Origin of the sequence: Mobiluncus holmesii ATCC 35242 (genome assembly GCF_000185445.1) — a bacterium.
GTDB classification, from domain to species: domain Bacteria; phylum Actinomycetota; class Actinomycetes; order Actinomycetales; family Actinomycetaceae; genus Mobiluncus; species Mobiluncus curtisii.
Genome location: NZ_GL622346.1, coordinates 1,059,426 through 1,081,170, shown reverse-complemented (window position 1 = coordinate 1,081,170; position 21,745 = coordinate 1,059,426). Strand labels below are relative to the sequence as shown.

Below are 21,745 nucleotides of genomic sequence, written 5' to 3'. Positions count from 1 at the left end.
TTGTGCACCTCACGCCGGCTCCGCAAGAAGAAACCACGATTACCTTTGCGGCGATGGGGACGCTGGTGACGGTCTCGTGGCGCAGCACTCCCCAGGTCGCGGAAGTGCTCCGGGTGAGCCTGCCGCAAAGGGTAGCGCAGCTGGAGGATGATTTGTCGCGGTTCCGGGCAGATTCCCCCGTGAGCCGGCTGGATACGGAGTGGATTAATGTCGGACCGCACTGTGCTGCGGTGTTTCACGCGGCAAAGGATTGGTCGCAGCGTACCGGGGGGTTCTTTAAACTATTTCCGCGCCTGGGCTTGAGCGCCGAAACGTTACAGCTGCGAGGCGAGCAGGCTCGTCTCACGGTTCATGCGGGGGCGGGATGTCTGGATTTAGGAGGCATCGCTAAAGGTTACGCTGCCACGCACCTGGCTTCCCTCATTGCAGAATCGGGGGGCAGCGACATCTTGGTTTCTTTCGGGGGTTCGTCCATTGTGGCGCCTGACCGACAGGCAACCATCAAAGTGCAATCACCCTGGATTGGCTCAGAATTCCTGGGAAACTTGCAGATAGAAAACGAGTCCCTCTCTTTTTCGGCGCTACCGCAAACAGAAATTGTCCCCACCCTGGTGCGCAGCCACATTCGCGGTCTGGACGGACAGCTGGCATTTACTGATATATGTGCGGCTCTCGTGGCGGGACCGGACGCGATGAGCTGTGAAGCCCTCTCTACCGCGCTGATTGCGGGGGGTACCCCCCTGCTGCACGATTTGACTCAAAAGGGCGTTTTGGGCGCGGCGTATCGTGCCCTCGCCATGACTTCCAACGGGAGAGTGTTTTCCGATCCCGCGCTACAGTTGCACATCACGCTAGATTTACCCGAGCCACTGCCACTGAGCGACACGCCAAAAGCCTAACGCCATCACGGACTTGGTGCCGCGGCGACTTTTGCCCCCCGCCGATAATTAAACCAAAATTGCGTATAGAACCTAGAATTTACCTAACTATTCCCCAGGGGGGGCAAGAGACACAAGAAGTGGACTGAACGATAAATGTGTGACTGTGCAGAAAACCCGGTGGTGGTGCCGGACGCGGCGGTGATTTTGGCAGGAGGTACCGCGAAACGTTTGGGTGGGGTGTCCAAACCTGATTATCTGGTGGGTGGCACCAGGCTCATTGACTGGGTTTTTGCCGAAATCGAGCGCACCAGGTTCTCCGGTCGCCTTGTAGTGGTCGCTCCCGCGCGCCTGTCGATTCCCTCCGGGGTAGTGCTGACGTTGGAAGATCCCCCTCTGGGCGGACCACTGGCGGGTCTCAATGCTGGGGTGTCTCAATTGGGGGACCTGCCGGATTCTGCGATGGTGGCAGTCATGCCCTGCGACGCGCCACTGACTCCAAGGCTGTGGGGGAACCTGTGCACGCATCTGGAGGGCTGTGCCGGGGCGGCACCGCAGACCGACGATTGTGAAACGCGACTTCAGTACCTGCACGGATGCTATCGACTGGGCACTTTGCGGGGATTGAACCAGGTTCGGAACCGGTCAATCCGCAGCGGTTTTTCCCGCCTGGAGGTGGTCGCAGTGGCAGACCCGCAGCATTATTGCATGGACGTCGACACGCCCGAAGACGCGCGCGAACTGGCAGCGCGCTTAGAAATTCCCCCCGCCGTTGAGGTTTGATTCTCAGAAACCGCTTTCTATTTTTGAAGTACGGTTCATTTTTTATCCAATTTCGATGGATTTATGAACTATGGTTCATTTTCTGATGATAGTCCCCGCCACGGCTCGCTCCCGGGCGGTCCTCCCGGGCGGTCCTCTCTCAGCTGACCCTTATGCCTGGGTCTGGTCAAGCTGTTCAATGATGTAATGCAGCAGGGGGAGCACCACCTGCAAGGCATCAGCGACCCCGCCCGAGGAACTGGGGCAGTTCACGATGACCGCCCCACGAGAAGTCCGGGAAGTCACTCCAACTACGGCGCGAGACAACACCGATTGCGGCGTGTTTTTCAGCCCTACGGCACGAATCTGTTCAGCAATCCCCGGCAACTCCACATCGCACACCGCCAGCGTGGTTTCGGGCACGATATTTCGGGCAGAAACCCCGGTAGAGCCCACAGTCACGATGAGGCGCGCACCGACCTGTTGTGCCCGTTCAAACTCGGCTCGCAGGGGAGCGGCGAGGTCGTCGATGACCTCCTCACGGACTACCGCAATTCCGAAGTCTTTCAGCAGCTCACGAGCTTTGGCAGCACCCTTCGGTGGTTTGTCGCCACTGACCACTCGCGAATCGACAGTGATGATGGCTGCGGTAACCTGAGAATGCTCAGCCATAATGACCTCCTGAACGAAATCTCCATTTACGCATCTGCTACGTAACTAAATTACCATCAGTTTATAGCTGCTCACGTCACGTTTCTGGCACATTTTATCGATGAACCGAGGTTGATTACCTGGTTAAACGCGGTTCCATGACTTGGATTTTAAAATCTGCCTAAGAATCGTTTAACTCTGTTAGCTTTTAGACAGGTGTTCAATAATCGCCGGAGTGGTTTATGGATTAAGGAGAGACATGACCGCAGAGACTCAGAAACTAGATGCCTCCGGAAAACTGTTGAAAAACTGGAATCCCGAAGATTCCCAGCAGTGGAGCTCAAAAATTGCCTGGACGACCCTGGTGGTTTCCACCTACTCGATGATTATGGCGTTCTGCGTGTGGTTCTTGGTGTCGGCATTGGCGCCAAAACTCAATGAAATCGGCTTCGGACTCAGCAAAGCGCAGCTGTACTGGCTGGCAGCGATGCCAGGCCTGTCTGGGGGCTTGATTCGTTTCATCTACACTTTCCTCCCCCCGGTGATTGGAACGCGCAAGTTGGTGGGGATTTCTTCAATCCTGTTCACCATTCCCATGTTCGGTTGGTTTTTCGCGGTGCAAGATCCGGATACACCTTACTGGTGGCTGCTGGCTCTAGCTTTCATGTGCGGTATTGGCGGAGGTTCTTTCTCGGGATATATGCCGTCAACCGGCTACTTTTTCCCCAAGCGTCTGTCCGGAACCGCGCTGAACCTCCAAGCCGGTATCGGAAACTTGGGTATGTCCATCATTCAAATCGTCGGGCCTATCCTCATGGGATTCTCCCTGTTCGGTTTGTCCTGGCTAGCTCCGCAAAGCGGCCCCAACGGCGATATCTGGGTTCACAACCCTGCCATCTTCTTTGTTCCGTGGTCCCTCGTGGCAGCTATCCTCGCGTTCACGCTACTCAAAGATGTTCCGGTGAAAGCCAACATTCGGGAACAGATGGACATCTTTTCAAACAAAAACACTTGGTACATGACGCTGCTCTATGTGATGACTTTCGGGATTTTCTCGGGCGCCTCGGCTCAGTTCGGTTTGCTCATCAACAACAACTATGGACCAGATTCAACCTTGCATCTAGCTGTGCAGGGTGCCACCTATGCCTTCCTCGGTCCGCTCATCGGCTCCATAGTGCGGGTTTTGTGGGGACCTCTGTGTGATAAGTTTGGCGGCGGCATCTGGACGTTTGTTTCCGGTGTCGGAATGGCTGTCACACTGGGAATTTCTGGATTTTTCTTGATAAATCCCCAATCCACTGCGGACTTCAACGGGTTCCTCTGGACGATGCTGATTATGTTCTTCTTTGCAGGAATCGGAAACGCTGGCACCTTTAAACAGATGCCCATGATTATGCCCAAACGCCAAGCCGGCGGAGCCATCGGTTTCACGGCTTCGGTAGCTGCGCTCGGACCGTTCCTGGTCGGGGCGGGTCTTGCTGTTATCCCGGCGGCGCAGTTCTTTTTTGGTACCACCGCGTACTGCATTTTCTGTTCGGTTCTGTGCTGGGTACTTTATGCCCGCAAGAACGCTCCGTTCCCCGGTTAGACCTTGCCAAGTGGAGGTAGTAAACGATGAGTGAATCGAAAATCCAAGGTGGGGGATACAAAGACGTTCCCTCGGGAGTATTCGCGCTGGGCTCAAAACTGCGCCGCGGCGAAATGTCTGGCGATTCCCGCCAGCTGTTTATCGAAGGTGGCCGTGACGCTGACGCTTTCTATCGGCAACGCTGGTCCTACGACAAGGTCGTGCGTTCGACTCACGGGGTGAACTGCACCGGGTCTTGTTCGTGGAAAGTGTATGTAAAAGACGGCATCATCACCTGGGAATCCCAAGCCGTTGATTATCCCTCCACCGGGTCGGAACTGCCTGATTATGAACCGCGCGGTTGCCCCCGTGGAGCCGCCTATTCTTGGTATGAATACTCTCCGACCCGGATTCGTTACCCACATATTCGAGGAGTCCTGCTGGATTTATACCGAGAGGAACGAAAATCGGGCAAGGATCCGGTAGAGGCTTGGGGAGCAATTGTGGAGGATCCGCAAAAAGCCAAAGACTACAAATCCCAGCGTGGTAAAGGCGGCATGGTGCGAATCGGTTGGGATGAGGCCAATGAGATTATCGCCGCGGCCCACGTCTATACCGTCAAAGAATACGGTCCGGACCGGTTAGCTGGGTTCTCGGTGATTCCCGCTATGTCGATGATTTCATACGCCGCCGGATCGCGGTTTTATGAATTGCTGGGCGGGGTCATGCTGTCTTTCTATGACTGGTACGCTGACCTTCCTCCCGCCTCGCCGCAAGTTTTTGGCGATCAAACCGATGTTCCCGAGTCTGGCGACTGGTTCAACTCGCAGTACCTCATCATGTGGGGTTCGAACATTCCCTTGACCCGTACCCCAGACGCTCACTTCATGACCGAAGCCCGCTATCACGGGCAAAAAGTCGTGGCGATTTCGCCTGATTATGCTGATAACACCAAGTTTGGTGATGAGTGGCTGCGGGTAAACCCCGGCACAGACGGGGCTCTGGCACAAGCTATGGGTCATGTAATCTTGAGCGAGTTCCACGTTAAACGCCGGGAGCCATTTTTCCTGGATTACATGTCGCGCTACACGGATGCGCCTTTCCTGGTCAAACTACAGGAAACCGAACACGGAGTGGTGCCCGGCAAGTTCCTCACAGCTGCTGATTTGCCTGCTGACCTGGCGGGAGACTTGAAGAATCGGCCTAATCCGGAGCATCGCGGACTGGTGCTCGACGTGGATGGAACCATCAAAGATCCCGGCGGGACTCTGGCTGACAGGTGGGGTGAATCCAGCGGCAAAGGTCATTGGAATTTAGCTCTGGACGGGGTCCAACCAGCGATTTCGGCGCTTGACCGACCTGATGCCACAGGCATTGAAATTGTATTGCCACGTTTTGACCTGCCGAGCTCTCAATCCGAAACGGTAGCGATTGGTGCCGGTTTGGTGAAACGCGGAGTTCCCGCTTTCAAAGTTGGCTCGGATTACGTCACGACCGTCTACGATTTGTTGCTGGCTGAATATGGGGTGAAACGCGGTGACCTGCCCGGTGAATGGCCACGCGGTTACGATGACGGCTCTACCCCCGGAACTCCTGCCTGGCAGGAAGAACATACCGGCGTACCCATGCACGCAGCCATCCGGATTGCCCGCGAGTTTGCTCAGAATGCCCTCGATTCAAAAGGTCGATCCATGATTGTGATGGGTGCGGGGACGAACCACTTTTTCCACTCCGACACGATATATCGCACTTTCCTGGCTCTCACAACCATGTGTGCCACCCAAGGGGTGAACGGCGGCGGTTGGGCGCACTACGTCGGTCAAGAAAAGGTCCGCCCGATTGCGGGTTGGCAACAATACGCTATGGGTCTGGACTGGTCCCGTCCTCCTCGGCAAATGATTTCCACGGGATTCTGGTATCTGTTGACCGACCAGTGGCGTTATGACGGTTCTCTGGCTGGTCAAGTGGGGTCCCCACTGGCTGACTGGAAAGGCTTGACGAATGCGGACACGTTAGTTGAAGCCTCCCAACGCGGCTGGATGCCCTCCTACCCGCAGTTTGACCGTTCCGCATTGGAAATTGGTGAAGCAGCCAAAGAAGCCGGGATGAAACCTGGCGAATACGTGGTGCAGGAGCTCCAGACAGATCGTCTGCACTTTGCTTGCACCGATCCCGACAACCCGCGAAACTTTACCCGTATTCTCGCTAACTGGCGTACGAACCTGATGGGTTCCTCAGCCAAAGGTGCGGAGTACTTCGCGCGTCACATGATTGGAGCCGACAACGCAGTTACAGCTGATGAACTCGCGCCAGAATGCCGTCCGAAGCTGATGAAGTGGCGGGACGACCCGGGTATCGGCAAACTTGACCTCATGTTCACGGCTGATTTCCGGAACACTTCAACCACACTGTATTCAGACATTGTGCTGCCGGCAGCCACCTGGTATGAGAAATACGATATTTCGTCAACCGATATGCATCCGTTCCTGCATTCGTTCAACCAAGCGGTAGTGCCGCCGTGGCAAGCTCGCTCTGACTTTGAGGTGTTTCGGGATTTGGCATATCTGGTGTCTGAAATGGCGCAGCGTCACTTAGGTACCAAACAAGATGTGGTCATGGCGCCGATTGCGCATGACAGTCCTGATGAGATGGCTTTGCCACATGGAATCGTGGAGCCCTTGCAGACGCGTGAACTCATCCCCGGCAAAACCTTGCCAAAGTTCATCCCGGTGGAGCGTGACTACACCATGATTTATGAAAAGTTCACCACTTTAGGTCCCAACGTGGAAAAACTCGGTTTGCCCATCAAGGGAATCACTCTGAAACCAGATCGGGAAGTCGAAGTGCTGCGAGGGATGAACGGGGTAGCTACCAGTGGTATTGGGCAAGGGCGTCCGCTCTTGGATACTCCGATTAAAGCGGCGGACGCGGTGATGCAGATGTCCGGCACCACAAACGGGCGTATCGCGGTGCAAGGCTTTTGCCAATATGAAGCCCAAACCGGTCAAAAGCTAGCGCAGTTGGCTCTTGGTGACGAAGAAAAACGACTGACGTTTAGAGAAATTACCATTCAGCCCCGCTCGGTCATCACCTCACCGGAATGGTCCGGTTCTGAACACGGTGGAAGGCGCTATTCTTCTTTCGTCATCAACATTGAACATCTCAAGCCTTTCCACACCTTTACGGGGCGAATGCATTACTATCTGGATCACGACTGGATGATTGACATCGGTGAGTCTTTACCGGTGTATCGCCCCCCGTTGGACTTGGCGCGGATTTACGGAGATGCCGTGGTGGGCGAGCTTTCCAAAGATGACGACGTGGCACAAGTTGCGGTGCGTTACCTGACCCCCCACAACAAGTGGGCCATCCACTCCCAGTATTACGACAATCTATATATGTTGACTCTGGGACGGGGTGGACAGACTATCTGGATGTCTCCCGAAGACGCTGCCAAGATTGGGGTCAAGGATAATGACTGGGTCGAAGCCTATAACCGTAACGGTGCTGTGGCAGCGCGAGCGGTGGTGTCCCACCGGATGCCGTCAGGAACGGTGTACATGTATCACGCACAAGAGCGGGTCAGCGGCACACCTATCTCACAAAAGTCGGGTTTACGCGGAGGTATCCATAACTCACTGACCCGAATTTTATTGAAACCAACCCATATGGCAGGTGGGCACGCCCAGCTGACCTACGGGTTTAACTACATTGGTCCCACCGGCAATCAACGTGACGAAGTGACGTTGATTCGTCGGCGTACCACGGAGGTGAAGTTCTCATGAAGGTACTTGCCCAAATCGCAATGGTGATGAATCTCGATAAATGCATCGGATGTCATACCTGTTCAGTCACCTGTAAACAAGCGTGGACGAACCGGGAAGGCACGGAGTACGTGTGGTTCAACAACGTGGAGACCAAGCCCGGTGTGGGATACCCAAAAGAATGGGAGAACCAAGGAAAGTATCGCGGTGGCTGGAAACTCACGTCTTCTGGCAAGCTCCGCCTTCGTGGCGGTGGTCGGTTACATGAACTGACCAAAATTTTCGCCAATCCACAGATGCCCACCCTAGATGATTATTACGAGCCTTGGACCTACGAGTATGAGAAGCTGTTAGCGGCTCCCAAGGACTCGAAATATTTACCGAGTGCCCGTCCGGTGAAACAAATTACAGGTGAACATATAAATCAGCCTAATTGGGGTCCCAACTGGGACGATGATTTGGCTGGTTCGCTGGAAATTTTGCCCCGGGATCCCATCTTGGAACAAATGACAGTGCAGATTAAGACCCAGATTCAAGATACTTTCATGTTTTACCTGCCCCGGATTTGCGAACATTGCCTTAACCCAGCCTGTGTTTCGGCTTGTCCGGGAACCGCGATGTACAAGCGCACTGAGGACGGCATCGTGCTGGTAGACCAAAATAAATGTCGCGGTTGGCGGATGTGCGTTTCAGCTTGTCCGTACAAGAAAGTCTATTTCAACCACCTAACCGGAAAAGCAGAAAAATGTACCCTTTGCTACCCTCGCTTGGAGGCGGGGGAGCCCACGGTTTGTTCCGAAACTTGTGTCGGGCGGCTGCGCTACTTGGGTGTCTTGCTCTACGATGCGGACCGAGTTGGCGAGGTCGCCGCGGTCCGAGACCCCCAGGACCTGTACCATTCCCAGCGTAGCCTGCTGCTGGATCCTTTTGACCCAGAGGTGCGGACCGCTGCGGAGGCAAACGGGGTGCCGCATTCCTGGATTCAGGCAGCTCAAGAATCGCCGGTGTATAAGCTCATTTCAGAATATGAGGTGGCTCTGCCGCTCCACCCGGAATATCGCACTTTACCGATGGTTTGGTACATTCCTCCGCTGTCCCCAGTGGTCGATGCGGTGACGGCTGCGGGTGCCGATGGTGAGGACGCCAAAGTCCTGCTGACCTCTATCGCGACCATGCGGATTCCCCTGGAATATCTGGCTGGGTTGTTTACAGCGGGAGACACCGTGCCGGTTGAAAAGTCCCTGCGTCGCCTGGCGGCTATGCGCAGTTATATGCGTGGGCGCCACCTCGGGGAAGAACCCGATACCACGGGAGCACAGGCCGTGGGCATGACCGGGGAACAAATGGAGGAAATGTACCGGCTCCTGGCTATCGCCAAGTACGATGACCGTTTTGTGGTGCCTACCGCCGGGGCGGAAACCCCGCGAGGCTTGCGCGAATTGGGCTGCTCACTCGACGTACTGGGTGGGCCTGGTCGGGGTGGTGAGGGCATCCCTGCCTTCAGCAAAACCGGCTCCACCAAGACATTCGTCCCACTGGAGGTTCATAAATGAGCCAGGTGCAGTCGGACCTGCCACCCCGGGAGGCTCTAAATTCAACGGAGGCGGGACGGTTGCGGACCGCCCAGATGATAGCCTCTGTCCTGTTGGACTATCCGAGTGAGGACTACCATAATCAGCTGTCCATCATTCGGTTGGAGCTGGACAACGTGGAGCCGGAAGTTGCCGATGAGTTCCAAGCCTTTCTGGATTGGGCAGACTCGCACAATCTGCGCGAAATCGAGGATTTGTATGTGCGAACGTTTGACCAGAAACGCAAATGCAATCTGTACCTTTCTTACTATTCCACCGGGGACACCCGGATGCGCGGCTCCGCTATTTTGGCTTTTCAACAGGCCTTTGAGGCGATGGGCTGGAAAGTCTGTGGGGGAGAACTGCCGGATTATTTGCCCGCTGTGCTGGAGTTAGCCGCCCGCAGCGGCGATGAGCTAGCTGAGCATCTGATCAATATCCACCGCGACGGTCTGGAAGTGCTCCGGGCAGCCTTGGAATCCTTGCAAAGTCCCTGGTCCTCTGTCGTTGCGGGGCTGATTTTGACGCTAGACCCGCTGGACGAAAAGGCAAAAGCAGCGTTCCGTAAACTTATCTTGCAAGGTCCGCCCGCCGAGATGGTCGGCGTGCAGTCACAACCGTTCTTTTTGGCACCGAAACAGGAGGCACGCTGATGAATCCCTTTGAGCTTTTCTTGTGGGCAGGGTTCCCGTATCTAGCATTGGGCTTGCTGATTGTAGGCCTGATTTGGCGTTACCGCTACGACAAGTTTGGGTGGACCTCGCGTTCCTCCCAGCTTCACGAGTCGGCTTTGCTGCGGTGGGCTTCGCCGTTGTTCCACTTCGGAATTTTGTTCGTGGGGGCGGGACACGTGATGGGGTTGCTTATCCCCAAGTCTTGGACCACTGCCTTAGGGGTTTCCGAGCACGGATATCACCTGATGGCCACCATTGGCGGCATGGCGGCGGGGGTAGCCGCGGTCGTTGGCCTGCTGGGGTTGCTCTATCGGCGTGTCGTCAATAAATCGGTGCGTTTCGCCACCACGAAGAACGACATTTTCATGTACATTCTGCTGTGCCTCCCGATTGTCTTGGGCTTCTGGGCCACTTTGCAAAATCAGGTGCTGGGCGGGGCGAATGGCTACGACTACCGGGAAACTATCAGCCCCTGGTTGCGCTCAATCCTGACTTTCCAACCCCAGCCGGAGCTGCTTGCGGGGGTACCTGGCTCTTTCAAAATGCACATTATCGCCGGGCTCCTGCTGTTCGCGATTTGGCCGTTCACCAGGCTTGTTCACGTAGTTTCCGCTCCGGTTATGTACCCAACGCGTCCCTACGTGGTCTATCGTTCCCGCAAGGAAGGGATACGGGGAGCAAAGACCCCGCGCGGCTGGAAACCCGTCACGACTCGCCCGCAACCGCGAGATTCACACTCTTACGGGGCTTAGTCTACCCGCTGACCCTCCCTGCAGAGGTCAGCAGGGAGGGTCAATAGCGCCGCTGCGTCGTGACTTCATCAGCGGGGTCGGGTCTCAGTTACTTCGCCGGTTTTGTCGGTTTCGCCGGGGGCTCGCCCAGCTCAGCTGCGCTGACTTGCGGGGATTCAACCTCGCCAGCGACTAACTCCAGATTGCCCTCCACGTGGTTGGCTGCCATAAGGTCAGCTCGAGCCGCCTCGGCGCAGGCAACTGCGGAGGCGGGGAAAGTCACTGTAGCGTGCAAGAACGGGGTGCGTTGAGACACTTTGGCATCCGACTTGACCTTACGGAGAACCGACAGTGCCCCGCCGGCTGCCTGCAGCACCTCGGGATTGCCACTCACGCTATCCAAGCCGTCAGTGCTGGGCCAAGCTGCTCGATGCACCGATCCGGTGCGATACCAGGACCACACTTCCTCCGTCGTGAAAGGCAAGAACGGTGCGAGCAGACGCACCACGCTATCAATAGCCAGTGCCAGGGTCGTGCGCGCGGAAGCGACCGCGGCGCTGTCGGCCGCCGGATCCTTGCCGTAAGCGCGATCCTTTACCAGCTCCAAGTAATCATCACACAAGGTCCAGAAGAAACTCTCGGTCACCTCCAGGGCACGAGCATGGTTCATTTCTTCAAAAGCCTTGGTAGCAGACGCGATAACTTCCGCTAAGGTAGCAATTAAAGACCGGTCTACCTCGACGGTTACCAGCGCCGGATCCAAGACCAGGTCGGCGTCCCCGCCCATGGAGAGCGCGAACTTCGACGCGTTCAACAGCTTGATAGCCAAACGCCGTCCGACCTTCATCTCGCCTTCGTCAAAGGCCGCGTCCGTCCCTAACCGGGCTGAGGCTGCCCAATAACGCACCGCGTCGGAAGAATGTTTTTCCAGCAGTGCCATCGGGGTCACCACGTTGCCTTTGGACTTAGACATCTTTTTGTGGTCAGGATCCAAAATCCAGCCCGAAATCGCGGCTTGACGCCACGGGAGAGTATCAAACTCCAGATGCGACCGCACCACGGTAGAGAACAGCCAAGTACGAATGATGTCTTGACCTTGAGGACGCAAATCCATCGGGAAAGTCGCGGCAAACAGCTTTTCATCGCGTCCAAAACCGGAATAGATTTCGGGAGTCAGACTGGAGGTAGCCCAAGTGTCCATAATGTCGACTTCTGCCACGAAACCGCCCGGCACGCCACGCTGAGATTCAGTAAATCCGGTGGGGGTATCCGTGGTGGGATCGATGGGCAGCATATCCTCGCTGGGCAAAATCGGGTGGTCAAAGTCTGTTTCGCCAGAATCCTTAACGGGATACCACAGAGGCAGCGGCACCCCGAAGAAACGTTGGCGGGAAATGAGCCAGTCGGTGTTCAAACCGTTGACCCAGTTCTCGTAGCGAACCCGCATGAAATCAGGCACAAAGTCGAGTTCACGACCGCGCGCCAACAGTTCCTCGCGCAAATCTGTGCCCCCCGCGGTGCGGGAATAGGGACGACCGCCATTACGGATATACCACTGGCGTGAAGTCACGATTTCCAGGGGCTTGTCGCCTTTTTCGTAAAAGTTCGTCATCCGCTGGGTCGGTTTCGGATCCCCCAGCATTTCCCCGGATTCCCGCAACGCCTCAACGATGGCTTTGCGGGCAGAGAACGTCGTTTTTCCAGCAGTTTCCTGATACAGCGCCCGACCGCGCTCGGAAGTTATCCAGTCTGGCACGTCAGGAATAATCCGACCGTCCTTGCGCAGGATAGCCCTGGTCGGCAGTTGCAAATCCCGCCACCAATCCACATCCACCAGGTCGCCGAAAGTACAGCACATGGCGATACCGGAACCCTTGTCCATCTCCGCCTCGGGGTGAGCCAATACGGGAACCCGCACATCAAACCCTGGTGAAGTCACGTAGGTGCCGAACAAATCGGTGTAGCGTTCGTCATCAGGGTGGGCAATCAGCGCACAGCACGCCCCCAGCAGTTCCGGACGGGTCGTTTCAATCACGATGTCGCCCTTGCCGTCTTCGCGATGGAACGCAAAAGAATGGTAGGAACCGGGATAGTCACGCGCCTCCAGCTCAGCTTGCGCCACCGCGGTCTGGAACGTGACATCCCACAGACCTGGCGCTTCGGCAGCGTACACCTCGCCACGGGCAAAGTTACGCAGGAAAAACGTCTGTGCCACCTTTTGCGCAGGCTTGCCGATAGTCTGCATCGTGTAGGACCAGTCGATTGACAGTCCCAGCGTGCGCCAGAGCTCCTCGAACTGTTTTTCGTCCTGAGAGGTCAAGCGTTCACACAGCTCCACGAAGTTTTTGCGGCTGATTGGCACCTGGTCAGCATTCTTAATGGACTTGCCTTCCCCGCCCTCGTACGGTGGGGTGAAATTGGGTACATAGGGCAAGGATGGGTCGCAGCGGACCCCGAAATAGTTTTGCACCCGACGTTCGGTGGGCAGACCATTGTCGTCCCAGCCCATCGGGTAAAACACGTTCTTGCCGCGCATCCGCTGATAACGCGCCACCACATCCGTGTGTGTATAGGAAAACACGTGACCGACATGCAGCGAGCCAGAGACAGTGGGGGGCGGGGTGTCGATAGAATAAACGGCTTCCCGCTTGGTGTCGGGATCAAAAGCGTAGGTTTGTTTCTGTGTCCATACCTCGCGCCATTTGTCCTCAATGCCGTCCAGGGTTGTCTTTTCAGGTACTCTCGGAGCTTTCAGTCTCTCGGTCATCGTTTTCCTTTTATCGTTGTGATTTACCTGCAATAGTTTACCCGCTTGCGTTCCTGCTGCCCTAACGCATTTGGCGGGGTGGGGATTATTTCTGGGTTGCTTTGGCATCTCCTGCCATCGCGCCCTCAACCATGTGTGCTACGGCCCGGGAGAATCCGGCGTCTTCGCCTGCCAGCAGACCGGCAATGGTGGAGCCGCCAGGGGAGCACACTCTATCGATCAGTTGACCGGGGTGAGCGCCCTTTTCCAGACCATCTTGCAGCATGAGGGCAGAGCCTAACAGCATCTGGGTCGCGGATTCGATGGCCGCCGCTTTCGTCAGACCCGCCGCCACACCGGCTTTTGCCAAGGCTTCCACGTAGGTATAAGTCCAGGCGGGGGCGCAACCAGCAATAGCGGTAAATGCGGGGAACAAGGATTCTTCCAGCTCGACCGTGCGGCCCACCGCGTTGAACAGCCCCAGGGCGTACTGCTTTTGTTCCGGGGTTACCGCCGCGTTCGCGCACAAGGCCGACATGGCGGCGTTGACCTGGGCGTTCAGGTTTGGCATGACCCGCACAATGGGGGTGTCCGGGGACAGCCGGCCCTCCAGATGGTCCAGCCCGACCCCTCCGGCGATGGAAATGACCAGCTTTCCTCCCAGCTCCGGGGCAATTTCGGTGAGGACTGCGCCGATGTGTTTCGGTTTCACGGCGACGACCACCGCGTCAACCGCCGCGACCAGTTCCCGGTTAGAAGCCGCTTGTGAGGCTCCAAACTCTTTGGTCAGTGGATGCGATCCCGGAGTCACACTGGCATCAGAAAAACTCAGGTCGCAGGCTTTGACGAAGCCGCGCCGCAGGGCTCCCGCCGCAATTGCAGAGCCCATGGCACCCATGCCAATAAAACCGAGTTTCATCTTGCCTCTTTTCCTGGTGTCCGCGGTTTATTCCCCGCGTTGGAAAGGAACCGCTGGTGTCGTTTTCTTATAGGCTAAGTCTATAGCGTGCCCCCGTAGCCAAAAATTCTGGAAAGGTGAGCGAAAATGAGCTTCACACCCGGACCGGTAAAGCCGTCCGCACAGACTCTTGACCCTCAAAGTTTTGGAATCGCATTCCCCGAGACCCGCCCGGCTCGTCAGCCGGGACGAGTGCTGGTGACCGGGGCTTCTACCGGAATCGGGTGGGAAACCGTGAAGCGGCTGTGCGCCTCTGGGTGGGACGTCCTGTCAACCTCGCGGCGCGCCGAAAGGCTGGCAGCGCTGTCTCATGAGACGGGTTGCGCGGCTTTTGCTGCCGACCTAACTGTCCCTGAGCATGTGCAGGCGCTGTTTGCGTGGGCTACGGCAGAGGGACAGGTCGTGGACGCGGTGGTCAATAATGCCGGGGGAGCCAGGGGCACTGACACCGTGATGGAGGCAAAGCTGGAGCGGTGGAAAACCATGTACAGCATCAATGTTTTGTCTTCCCTGCAGGTTACGCAGGCTTTCCTGCCACACATGCTGGCTCACGGGGGCGGGGATTTAGTGTTCGTCACTTCAACTGCCGGTCACGAGACATATCCGGGAGGGGCGGGCTATACTGCCGCCAAACACGCCGAGGCGATGCTGCCCGAGACGCTGCGCCTAGAGCTGGTGGGGAAACCGATTCGCATTATCGAGATTATGCCGGGGTTGGTACAAACCCCGGAATTTTCCCTCTCTCGTCTGGAGGACCGGGAACAAGCTGCAGGGGTGTACGGCGGAGTGGATTATCCGCTGGTGGGGGCGGACATTGCCCAGGCTATTGAATGGACCCTAAGCCTGCCCGCGCACGTGAATATCGACCAGCTTAAAATCAAACCTGTGGAACAAGCTACCAGCACTATCAAAGTTCGACTGGAAAAACCGGCTAAGTGAACCATGGCGCGGATTGTAGTTATAGGCGCGGGTTGGCGTGCCGACAGCGAGCGTAGCGAGTGTGTGTCGGCGCGTGGTGGGGTGGAGCCGATGAAAAAACGTTGCGGGGCAACGTTTTCGGCGGAACTCCTGAAAAGAAAAGGATATTAAGATGGCGCGGATAGTTGTCATAGGCGCAGGAATGGCAGGTCATTCGACAGCCCTCGGCTTAAAACACCGCCTGAAAGACGATCATGACGTCATCGTTATCAGTCCGAGTTCAACCTGGACGAATCCCGATGTCATGGCGCAGATTGCTTCCGGCTTGCAGTTGGCGCAGCGTCAAACTGTCCAGCTCGGTCCGCTTTATCGGCGCAAAGGTATCATCTTCCATCAAGGCATGGCTACCGCGGTCTACCCCAAGGGCTACCGGGACGACCCGCGTCCTCAAGTCCAGATGACTTTTACCGGCTCGCACCTCGAGGGGCAGGTCGCGCGCGTGCCCTACGATTACCTGGTCATTGCCACCGGGCATGACATTGATCGGGTGGCAGGCATTCCTGCAGAAGCCACCACGGTGCCGACCTGTGTCCTGGATCGTCTGGATAGCGCCATCGCGGGGGAAGCGGAGCTTCGCCGCTTGCTGTTTGAACTGCAGGATTCCCCGGTGGACGACAAGCCGAAAGTGATTGCTATCGGTCGTTCCGCCCGCGGTATGGGTGGGTTTTACGGGGCGCTGGAATATGCTCTGTGCGTGGACGAGGTGCTGCGAGCCGCTTTTCTGCGTTCGCGGGTGGAACTGCACTTTTTCGATGCTGGGCGACCTTGGATGTACGGTCACACCGATGAACCGAAGATGGAAGAAGACATGCAGACCGCGCTGGTGCATCTCATTGAGTCTCACCGCCTGATTCTGCACCAAGATATGCGCCTAGCATCGATAAATGGGCGGAGGGTGCGTTTCGTTCCGGTGCATGGCGAGGGTCAGCCCGGAGAAATGGAATGCGATTTGGTGGCGGTGGAGGCAGCGCGGGTGCTCACCCCCCTGTCAGTGTATGACGCCAACGGAGCGGATTTGCGTGGTGACTTGTACGATGGCTGGGGGCGGCTGCGGGTGGATGCCAAAACCCAGCAGAACGGTTCCGGCCAGGTGGTGACTCTGCTGCCGCGGACTTTCCGCAATCCTACTCATCGCAATATTTTCGGAATTGGTTCGGCTATTGCGATGGACACGCGCGAACTTGTGGAAGGTAAAGATTCTGCCCCGACACCTGTCCCCATGCAAACCCGCGATATGGCGCATTTAATGAGCCGACAGGTTTCGGACTTGATTATCGAAGAACTGACAGGTCAAAAAAACAAAGTTTTGCCCGAAACTCTGGAAGAAATCGAGACGGTGTTGAGCTTATGTTGGGATTACGGGTTGATTTCCTCGCGAGGCTTTTATGCCGAGCTGACCTACCCAAAGAAAAGCAGTGACGCGGCGCGACAGGTATTGCGAGTGCGTCACGGCTTGGGACCATACTGGGCGGTACGGACGGAACGTTTCTTGGAACGTTACCGGGCGAAAGGTCGCGCCCTATGGTGGATGTTGCCCAGCTAACGTTTATTCGGAATCTTCGTCCGGTTGAGGCATTGCGTTGGGTAGCTGCTGTTCCAGCTGTTCAAAGAAATCCTCGCTGGACTCCAGTGCACAGCGAACCTGTTCGTCCAGCTGCGCATCTGTCAGGCCGTTGCGCCAGCTGATTGGCAGTTCCGTATGCACATAGACTTCGCGGTCTTCGGTGACCCGTGCGTAGGCTTTCGGCCAGTAATACTCGGTGTTCCAGCGGTTACAAATCGAGTTAATCAGGATGAAGTCGTCCAGCTCCGGTTCCCCGCGCCAAGTGCCGCGTACACAGAGGATGGTGTCTTTTTCGCCGGTGACTTGAAAATAATAGATACCGTTTTGCCAGGCTCCGCCCACATCCCCGTCATGATTGACCTGGTAGCTCCACTTATGACTTTCCAAGACTTTTTTAACCCGGTCGCGGGTCAGGTTGGGCAGCCGATTAACCGAAAAAGGCACGCTGTCGAAAGGAGACTCGAAAGGATTATCGAAAAGATTCCCGCTATCCCCACTCATGATTCGCCTCCTCCTGTATGGCTGCAGCTTCCATTTTAGCCGACTGCTCCAGGTCCGGGCGTGAAATTTCACTGGAGGTGAAAGCGCCGAGACACCCGATTTCGGCTGGTTATTACCGGCTGACCTGCCCACAGTAGGATGGAATGGTGCAGGAAAAATCCCCGGAACTGGCTTTGACATGGCGCGGAAAACACGAAGTGGAACTGGTGACACCTCGACCTTACGTCCCTGCCGAACGGTATCGGGAAATGTTAGGGATTGAAACGGCGGTATCAGGGAACGAAAATCGCATTTATGTCGGGGAAAACCTGCAGGTCATGAGTGGATTGCTGCCCCAATATGAGGGCAGCGTTGACTGTATCTATATTGATCCACCGTTTAACTCCGGGACAGATTATGTGCAACGAATTCGGACCCATCATCGAGGTGACTCGAAACGCACCATCACCGTGAAACAATACGGCGACCGTTGGCAAACCGCAGATTACATACAAAATCTTTACGAGAGACTGACATTGCTACGCCAATTCATGTCGCCAACGGGGACGATATTTCTCCACTGCGATTGGCATTCCTCCGCTGCGCTGCGCTTGGTCATGGATGAGGTATTCGGGGGGAGCAACCTCATTAATGAGATTGTGTGGGCTTACGCTTCGGGCGGGGGGTCGCGGCGGGCTTTCGGTCACAAACACGACACTATCCTGTTTTATGCCCGCGACCGGCGCCGCTACTATTTTGACCCCGATGCGGTACGTGTAGCGTATAACGCTGCCATTTCTCCCAAGCGTCGCAAGCTGTTTAATCCGCAGGGCATGGTTGCACCCGATGTTTGGCAGATTCCCCGGCCGCCAAATCATTCTGATACCTGGGTAGGGTATCCAACTCAAAAACCGCTGGAAGTCATGCAACGCGCTATTGACGCGGCGTGTCCGCCGGGGGGACTGGTGATGGATTGCTTTGCCGGCTCCGGTTCCACCCTGGTGGCAGCAGCTCAGCTGGGACGACGTTTCCTGGGGATAGAACGCAATAGTTTGGGGGTGCATTTGGCGCGGCGGCGCCTGGTGCAAACCGGGGTTGGCTTTGGAGTTTGGCGGGAAACTGCGTCCTGGAATGCGCACCGAATCGTAGAGAACTTGGAATTGCTGGGGCGAGAAGTTGCCACCAGCGTCGCAAAATTGGACGCCACCACGGTAACAGAGCCCCCAGCTAAGGTCGAAACAACCGGAAATTCCGACCAACTGGATTGGATAGAGCTGGTGGATTGGGCAGCTATTGACCCGAATTTTGCCGGTTTTTCCGATGGTGTTTTCGTTCCCCGCGCCGTGATGGCGCCGTCACGAGACGCGGTCATCGATTTCGCCGACTGTGGGGAGAATGCTCGTGGGGTGGCGCTGGTGGCAGATGTGACCGGACAAGATTACTTCGTTAGGCTGGAAACATGAGCAAATTGGACAAAATCGGTCAGGGCTTCACCCCGGAGGAAAATCCCGGTCTGGAACCGGAAACTCCGCAGGTCGCACCGTGGGACGGGTGGTTCGGCAAGAGCTCGAACCGTAACCAGCGCGGACGCAGCCTGGCTCTGGTAGCGTTCGCCGTGGTGGCAGTGACCGGTTTGGGTACCCAGTTTGTCGGGGATGACGGCTGGTTCTTCGGGCTCCTCGGCGGTGACCGGACCCATTCCACCAGCCAATCCGGGAACGCCGGAGAACGAACTCGTGACGCCGCCGGGAAAACAACGGGAACCCTCGCCAGGGACGTGTTGGACAAACTGGAAGTACGTGACAAAGATCCTTTCCACGATTTTGACCGCGAGCGACTGTTCGGCAAGGGGTGGCTGGACCTCGACGGCAACGATTGTAATACCCGCAACGAGGTGCTGGCTCGCGACCTAGAGAATGTGCAATACCGGGCGGCTACGCCCACCACCCCCGCGCACTGCGTGGTGCAAAGTGGCGTCCTGCACGACAAGTACACCGGGGAAACTATTGATTTTAGGCGGTCACAGGAAACCTCCGACGCGGTCCAGATTGACCACGTGGTGGCGTTGGGTAACGTGTGGCGTACCGGCGGACAGCAGCTCAGCCAGCAGGAACGGGAGGCTATTGCCAACGACCCGCTGAACTTGGAAGCAGTAAAAGGTCAGGTAAACCAGGATAAACAATCTCAAGATGCGGCTGCATGGCTGCCACCTGCGCGAGATTACCGCTGTGCTTACGTGGCGCGTCAGATTGCGGTGAAAGCGAAATACGGACTGTGGGTGACCCCGGCAGAGAAACAGGCCATGATGGGGGTGCTGAAAGAGTGCCCCCGGGAGCCAATTCCATAGATATCAAACTGAGATTGGGGATTATAAGGTGGGATTTGGGCGGTAGCTGCCAATAATGACAGCTACCGCGCTATTTTCACCTTATATTTCCGCTTCTCAAAAATTTAACGCGGATACACCGTAATTTGCGTGGCTTTGACCTCAGCATAAATGGGTGAACCGGGAGCCAGATGCAGAGCATTGACTGCCTGTGGGGTCAACACGGCTTGAATGCTTTGCCCCCCTGCTAGATTCAAACTGATCCACTGCACCGCACATCGCGGCGTGATGTCCGTGACGCGCGCCTGCCAGGTATTGCGCGGAGAGCCAGAAACGGGTGTGTCGAACAGAGCCACAGATTGCGGGGCAAAAGCGGTGAGAGCTGGGGTTTGGGGACCCGGATGACTGTTTCCTTGCCACAGTCCGATCAGTTCCACCCCATTGGCATTAACGGTGGCGACCTCGTCGGATTCCTCAATGACCCCAGCCAACAGGTTCATTCCGGACAGATTTTCCAAGAACTTCGTGGCAGGCTGACCCAGCATTTCTACCACGGTGCCTTCCCCAATCAAATGCCCGTTTTCAATGGCGACTACGTGATCAGCCAGCATCCATACATCGAGGGGATCGTGGGTCACAAAAATCACCGTGGGTCGCGGCTCTTGACGCAGCCGCTTTGACAAAACTTCCCGCATTTTCGCAGAAGTTTCAACGTCAAGGGCGGAAAATGGTTCGTCCAACAGCACGACTTGCGGGTGCGTCGCCAGAGCACGAGCCAAAGCCACGCGCTGCGACTGCCCTCCGGACAGAGCCGTGGCAGGACGATCCGCCAGTTCCAAAGCGCCTACCGCCGCTAACTCTTGGCGCGCGATACGCCGTGATTCAGAACGTGACAGATGCCGGGCGCGGGGACCAAACGCCACGTTTTCCAGCACGCTCAGGTGAGGAAACAACAGAGGCTTTTGGGTAAGCATCGCGACGGGACGCTGATGGGGCGGCAGAGATTGGGTGGCATCAGCAAATACCGTTTCTCCGCTGCGAACCTCGCCCGAATCGGGAGTCAGCAGCCCGGAAATCATCCCTAAAATAGTGGACTTGCCGGCTCCGTTCGGTCCGACGATGGCGGTAATCAGCCCCGCCGGAAAAGCACACTGTACGGTGACATTGCGTTCCGTGATGCCCGCGTTCACCAGGACTTCTCCTCCGGCCATGGGGGCAGCGGGGTGCTTCGCAGAGTTTGCTGCGGTCTCAGAACTAGAAATCACTGGTCATCACCATTTTCCAGTTGCATGGTGAGCTGTTTGGTGCGGCGAGTGGTAAAAATGGCAGACAATCCCATCATGGTAGCAGCCAGCAGTACCAGCACTACAGACAGCGTTAAAGCCAGGTCAGAGTCGTCCTCGCGCAACAAATAGATTGCCTGGGGGAGGGTGCGGGTCACCCCCTGCAGAGAGCCCGCGAAAGTCAGGGTCGCCCCGAACTCGCCCAAGGCGCGGGCAAAAGCCATGGTGGCGCCCCCGACTATGGCAGGGGTCAGCAAGGGCAACGTAACGCGGCGCAAGACATAAGTCGGAGACGCCCCCAAAGTCGCCGCAATTCGCTCATAACCGGAATCAAAAGTGCGCAGCGCGGACTCTAAGGACACCACATAGTAAGGCATTGCCACGAATGTTTGTCCCAGCACCACGGCGATGGTGGTGAACCCAATCTCAATACCAGCTAGAGACAGATATTGACCTACTACACCGCGCCGTCCCAGTGTCACCAAGAGCGCTAAACCAGCTACGACCGGTGGCAACACCATGGGTAGGACTGCAAAAGTGCGCCACACATACGCCCAAAAACCCTCGGTGCGCGAAATCAACAACGCCAGGGGCGTGCCGAGAATCAGCACCAGAACCAGCGACACCAGGCAGGTGCGCAGACTCAACAGCAGAGCATCACGGGACTCGTCGCGGGTCAGGATTTCTGCCAGACGGATCCACGGCACCCGCACCATGAGCCCCAAAATTGGCAAAACGACCAACAGTAAGGCTATCCCCGCTGGCAAATACAGCCAGCGGGGAAAACCGTGGTTATTAGCGTTCAACGCGAA

The 21,745-nt window shown here is 56.6% G+C and carries 17 protein-coding genes; 11 read left to right on the top strand and 6 right to left on the bottom strand.

From position 1 onward, the window contains the following. Positions 1-2 precede the first annotated feature (2 nt). The gene (locus tag HMPREF0576_RS04655) at positions 3-899 is read left to right on the top strand and encodes an FAD:protein FMN transferase (RefSeq protein WP_004010898.1); all 897 of its coding nucleotides are present in this window, start codon (positions 3-5) and stop codon (positions 897-899) included. Positions 900-1,034: 135 nt separating this feature from the next. Beyond that, positions 1,035-1,661 (top strand): molybdenum cofactor guanylyltransferase, encoded by a 627-nt coding sequence (gene mobA / locus HMPREF0576_RS04650; protein ID WP_004010897.1) that lies wholly within the window; start codon positions 1,035-1,037, stop codon positions 1,659-1,661. Between the two features lie 150 nt (positions 1,662-1,811). Here the strand turns inward: mobA and HMPREF0576_RS04645 are convergent, their stop codons facing one another. Continuing rightward, on the bottom strand, positions 1,812-2,312 hold the full coding sequence (locus HMPREF0576_RS04645; RefSeq protein WP_004010896.1) for a MogA/MoaB family molybdenum cofactor biosynthesis protein: 501 nt from the start codon (positions 2,310-2,312) through the stop codon (positions 1,812-1,814). 238 nt (positions 2,313-2,550) lie between these two features. On the opposite strand from HMPREF0576_RS04645, the gene HMPREF0576_RS04640 reads away from it, so the two are divergent. From HMPREF0576_RS04640 to narI, 5 genes are read left to right on the top strand one after another with little or no spacing between them, the layout of a single operon-like run. Further along, positions 2,551-3,879 (top strand): nitrate/nitrite transporter, encoded by a 1,329-nt coding sequence (locus HMPREF0576_RS04640; protein ID WP_004010895.1) that lies wholly within the window; start codon positions 2,551-2,553, stop codon positions 3,877-3,879. Between the two features lie 26 nt (positions 3,880-3,905). Beyond that, positions 3,906-7,643 carry a nitrate reductase subunit alpha gene (locus HMPREF0576_RS04635; RefSeq protein WP_004010894.1) on the top strand — a complete coding sequence of 1,246 codons (3,738 nt, stop codon included), beginning with the start codon at positions 3,906-3,908 and terminating at the stop codon, positions 7,641-7,643. After that, positions 7,640-9,175 (top strand): nitrate reductase subunit beta, encoded by a 1,536-nt coding sequence (gene narH / locus HMPREF0576_RS04630; protein WP_004010893.1) that lies wholly within the window; start codon positions 7,640-7,642, stop codon positions 9,173-9,175. The genes HMPREF0576_RS04635 and narH overlap by 4 nt, the downstream gene beginning before the upstream one ends. Then, a complete protein-coding gene (gene narJ / locus HMPREF0576_RS04625; RefSeq protein ID WP_004010892.1) occupies positions 9,172-9,846 on the top strand; it encodes a nitrate reductase molybdenum cofactor assembly chaperone in 675 nt (224 codons plus the stop codon). The genes narH and narJ overlap by 4 nt, the downstream gene beginning before the upstream one ends. Next, positions 9,846-10,619, top strand: a complete 774-nt coding sequence (narI, locus tag HMPREF0576_RS04620) for a respiratory nitrate reductase subunit gamma (RefSeq protein WP_004010891.1) — start codon at positions 9,846-9,848, stop codon at positions 10,617-10,619. The genes narJ and narI overlap by 1 nt, the downstream gene beginning before the upstream one ends. 88 nt (positions 10,620-10,707) lie before the next feature. On the opposite strand, the gene valS is transcribed toward narI, so the two are convergent. Beyond that, the gene (gene valS / locus HMPREF0576_RS04615) at positions 10,708-13,365 is read right to left on the bottom strand and encodes a valine--tRNA ligase (RefSeq protein WP_004010890.1); all 2,658 of its coding nucleotides are present in this window, start codon (positions 13,363-13,365) and stop codon (positions 10,708-10,710) included. A gap of 85 nt (positions 13,366-13,450) precedes the next feature. Continuing rightward, positions 13,451-14,263: a pyrroline-5-carboxylate reductase gene (gene proC / locus HMPREF0576_RS04610; RefSeq protein WP_004010889.1), complete on the bottom strand. Its 813-nt coding sequence runs from the start codon at positions 14,261-14,263 to the stop codon at positions 13,451-13,453. A gap of 126 nt (positions 14,264-14,389) precedes the next feature. Here proC and HMPREF0576_RS04605 point away from each other — a divergent pair, with 126 nt between their 5' ends. Together HMPREF0576_RS04605 and HMPREF0576_RS04600 are read left to right on the top strand one after the other, a co-directional pair. After that, positions 14,390-15,241 (top strand): SDR family oxidoreductase, encoded by an 852-nt coding sequence (locus tag HMPREF0576_RS04605; RefSeq protein WP_004010888.1) that lies wholly within the window; start codon positions 14,390-14,392, stop codon positions 15,239-15,241. Between the two features lie 151 nt (positions 15,242-15,392). Then, entirely contained in the window at positions 15,393-16,823 is a 1,431-nt protein-coding gene (locus HMPREF0576_RS04600) for an FAD-dependent oxidoreductase (protein WP_004007038.1), read from the top strand. Between the two features lie 3 nt (positions 16,824-16,826). On the opposite strand, the gene HMPREF0576_RS04595 is transcribed toward HMPREF0576_RS04600, so the two are convergent. Continuing rightward, entirely contained in the window at positions 16,827-17,345 is a 519-nt protein-coding gene (locus tag HMPREF0576_RS04595) for a YbjN domain-containing protein (protein WP_004007037.1), read from the bottom strand. 143 nt (positions 17,346-17,488) lie between these two features. On the opposite strand from HMPREF0576_RS04595, the gene HMPREF0576_RS04590 reads away from it, so the two are divergent. Further along, the gene (locus HMPREF0576_RS04590; RefSeq protein ID WP_004010886.1) at positions 17,489-18,787 is read left to right on the top strand and encodes a DNA methyltransferase; all 1,299 of its coding nucleotides are present in this window, start codon (positions 17,489-17,491) and stop codon (positions 18,785-18,787) included. After that, a complete protein-coding gene (locus HMPREF0576_RS04585) occupies positions 18,784-19,671 on the top strand; it encodes an HNH endonuclease family protein (RefSeq protein WP_004010885.1) in 888 nt (295 codons plus the stop codon). The genes HMPREF0576_RS04590 and HMPREF0576_RS04585 overlap by 4 nt, the downstream gene beginning before the upstream one ends. Positions 19,672-19,775: 104 nt before the next feature. Here HMPREF0576_RS04585 and HMPREF0576_RS04580 read toward each other — a convergent pair whose 3' ends face one another. Further along, on the bottom strand, positions 19,776-20,915 hold the full coding sequence (locus tag HMPREF0576_RS04580) for a sulfate/molybdate ABC transporter ATP-binding protein (protein ID WP_036324264.1): 1,140 nt from the start codon (positions 20,913-20,915) through the stop codon (positions 19,776-19,778). Further along, positions 20,912-21,739 (bottom strand): ABC transporter permease, encoded by an 828-nt coding sequence (locus HMPREF0576_RS04575; RefSeq protein ID WP_004010883.1) that lies wholly within the window; start codon positions 21,737-21,739, stop codon positions 20,912-20,914. Before HMPREF0576_RS04575 ends, HMPREF0576_RS04580 begins: the two co-directional genes overlap by 4 nt. Positions 21,740-21,745 lie beyond the last annotated feature (6 nt).

Excerpts from the sequence above, each read along its gene's own strand:
- HMPREF0576_RS04635 (WP_004010894.1), top strand. The coding sequence starts at position 3,906 with ATGAGTGAATCGAAAATCCAAGGTGGGGGATACAAAGACGTTCCCTCG.
- HMPREF0576_RS04590 (WP_004010886.1), top strand. The coding sequence starts at position 17,489 with ATGGTGCAGGAAAAATCCCCGGAACTGGCTTTGACATGGCGCGGAAAA.
- HMPREF0576_RS04645 (WP_004010896.1), bottom strand. The coding sequence starts at position 2,312 with ATGGCTGAGCATTCTCAGGTTACCGCAGCCATCATCACTGTCGATTCG.
- HMPREF0576_RS04585 (WP_004010885.1), top strand. The coding sequence starts at position 18,784 with ATGAGCAAATTGGACAAAATCGGTCAGGGCTTCACCCCGGAGGAAAAT.
- HMPREF0576_RS04600 (WP_004007038.1), top strand. The coding sequence starts at position 15,393 with ATGGCGCGGATAGTTGTCATAGGCGCAGGAATGGCAGGTCATTCGACA.
- HMPREF0576_RS04605 (WP_004010888.1), top strand. The coding sequence starts at position 14,390 with ATGAGCTTCACACCCGGACCGGTAAAGCCGTCCGCACAGACTCTTGAC.
- mobA (WP_004010897.1), top strand. The coding sequence starts at position 1,035 with ATGTGTGACTGTGCAGAAAACCCGGTGGTGGTGCCGGACGCGGCGGTG.
- valS (WP_004010890.1), bottom strand. The coding sequence starts at position 13,365 with ATGACCGAGAGACTGAAAGCTCCGAGAGTACCTGAAAAGACAACCCTG.
- HMPREF0576_RS04640 (WP_004010895.1), top strand. The coding sequence starts at position 2,551 with ATGACCGCAGAGACTCAGAAACTAGATGCCTCCGGAAAACTGTTGAAA.
- narI (WP_004010891.1), top strand. The coding sequence starts at position 9,846 with ATGAATCCCTTTGAGCTTTTCTTGTGGGCAGGGTTCCCGTATCTAGCA.
- narJ (WP_004010892.1), top strand. The coding sequence starts at position 9,172 with ATGAGCCAGGTGCAGTCGGACCTGCCACCCCGGGAGGCTCTAAATTCA.
- proC (WP_004010889.1), bottom strand. The coding sequence starts at position 14,263 with ATGAAACTCGGTTTTATTGGCATGGGTGCCATGGGCTCTGCAATTGCG.
- narH (WP_004010893.1), top strand. The coding sequence starts at position 7,640 with ATGAAGGTACTTGCCCAAATCGCAATGGTGATGAATCTCGATAAATGC.
- HMPREF0576_RS04595 (WP_004007037.1), bottom strand. The coding sequence starts at position 17,345 with ATGAGTGGGGATAGCGGGAATCTTTTCGATAATCCTTTCGAGTCTCCT.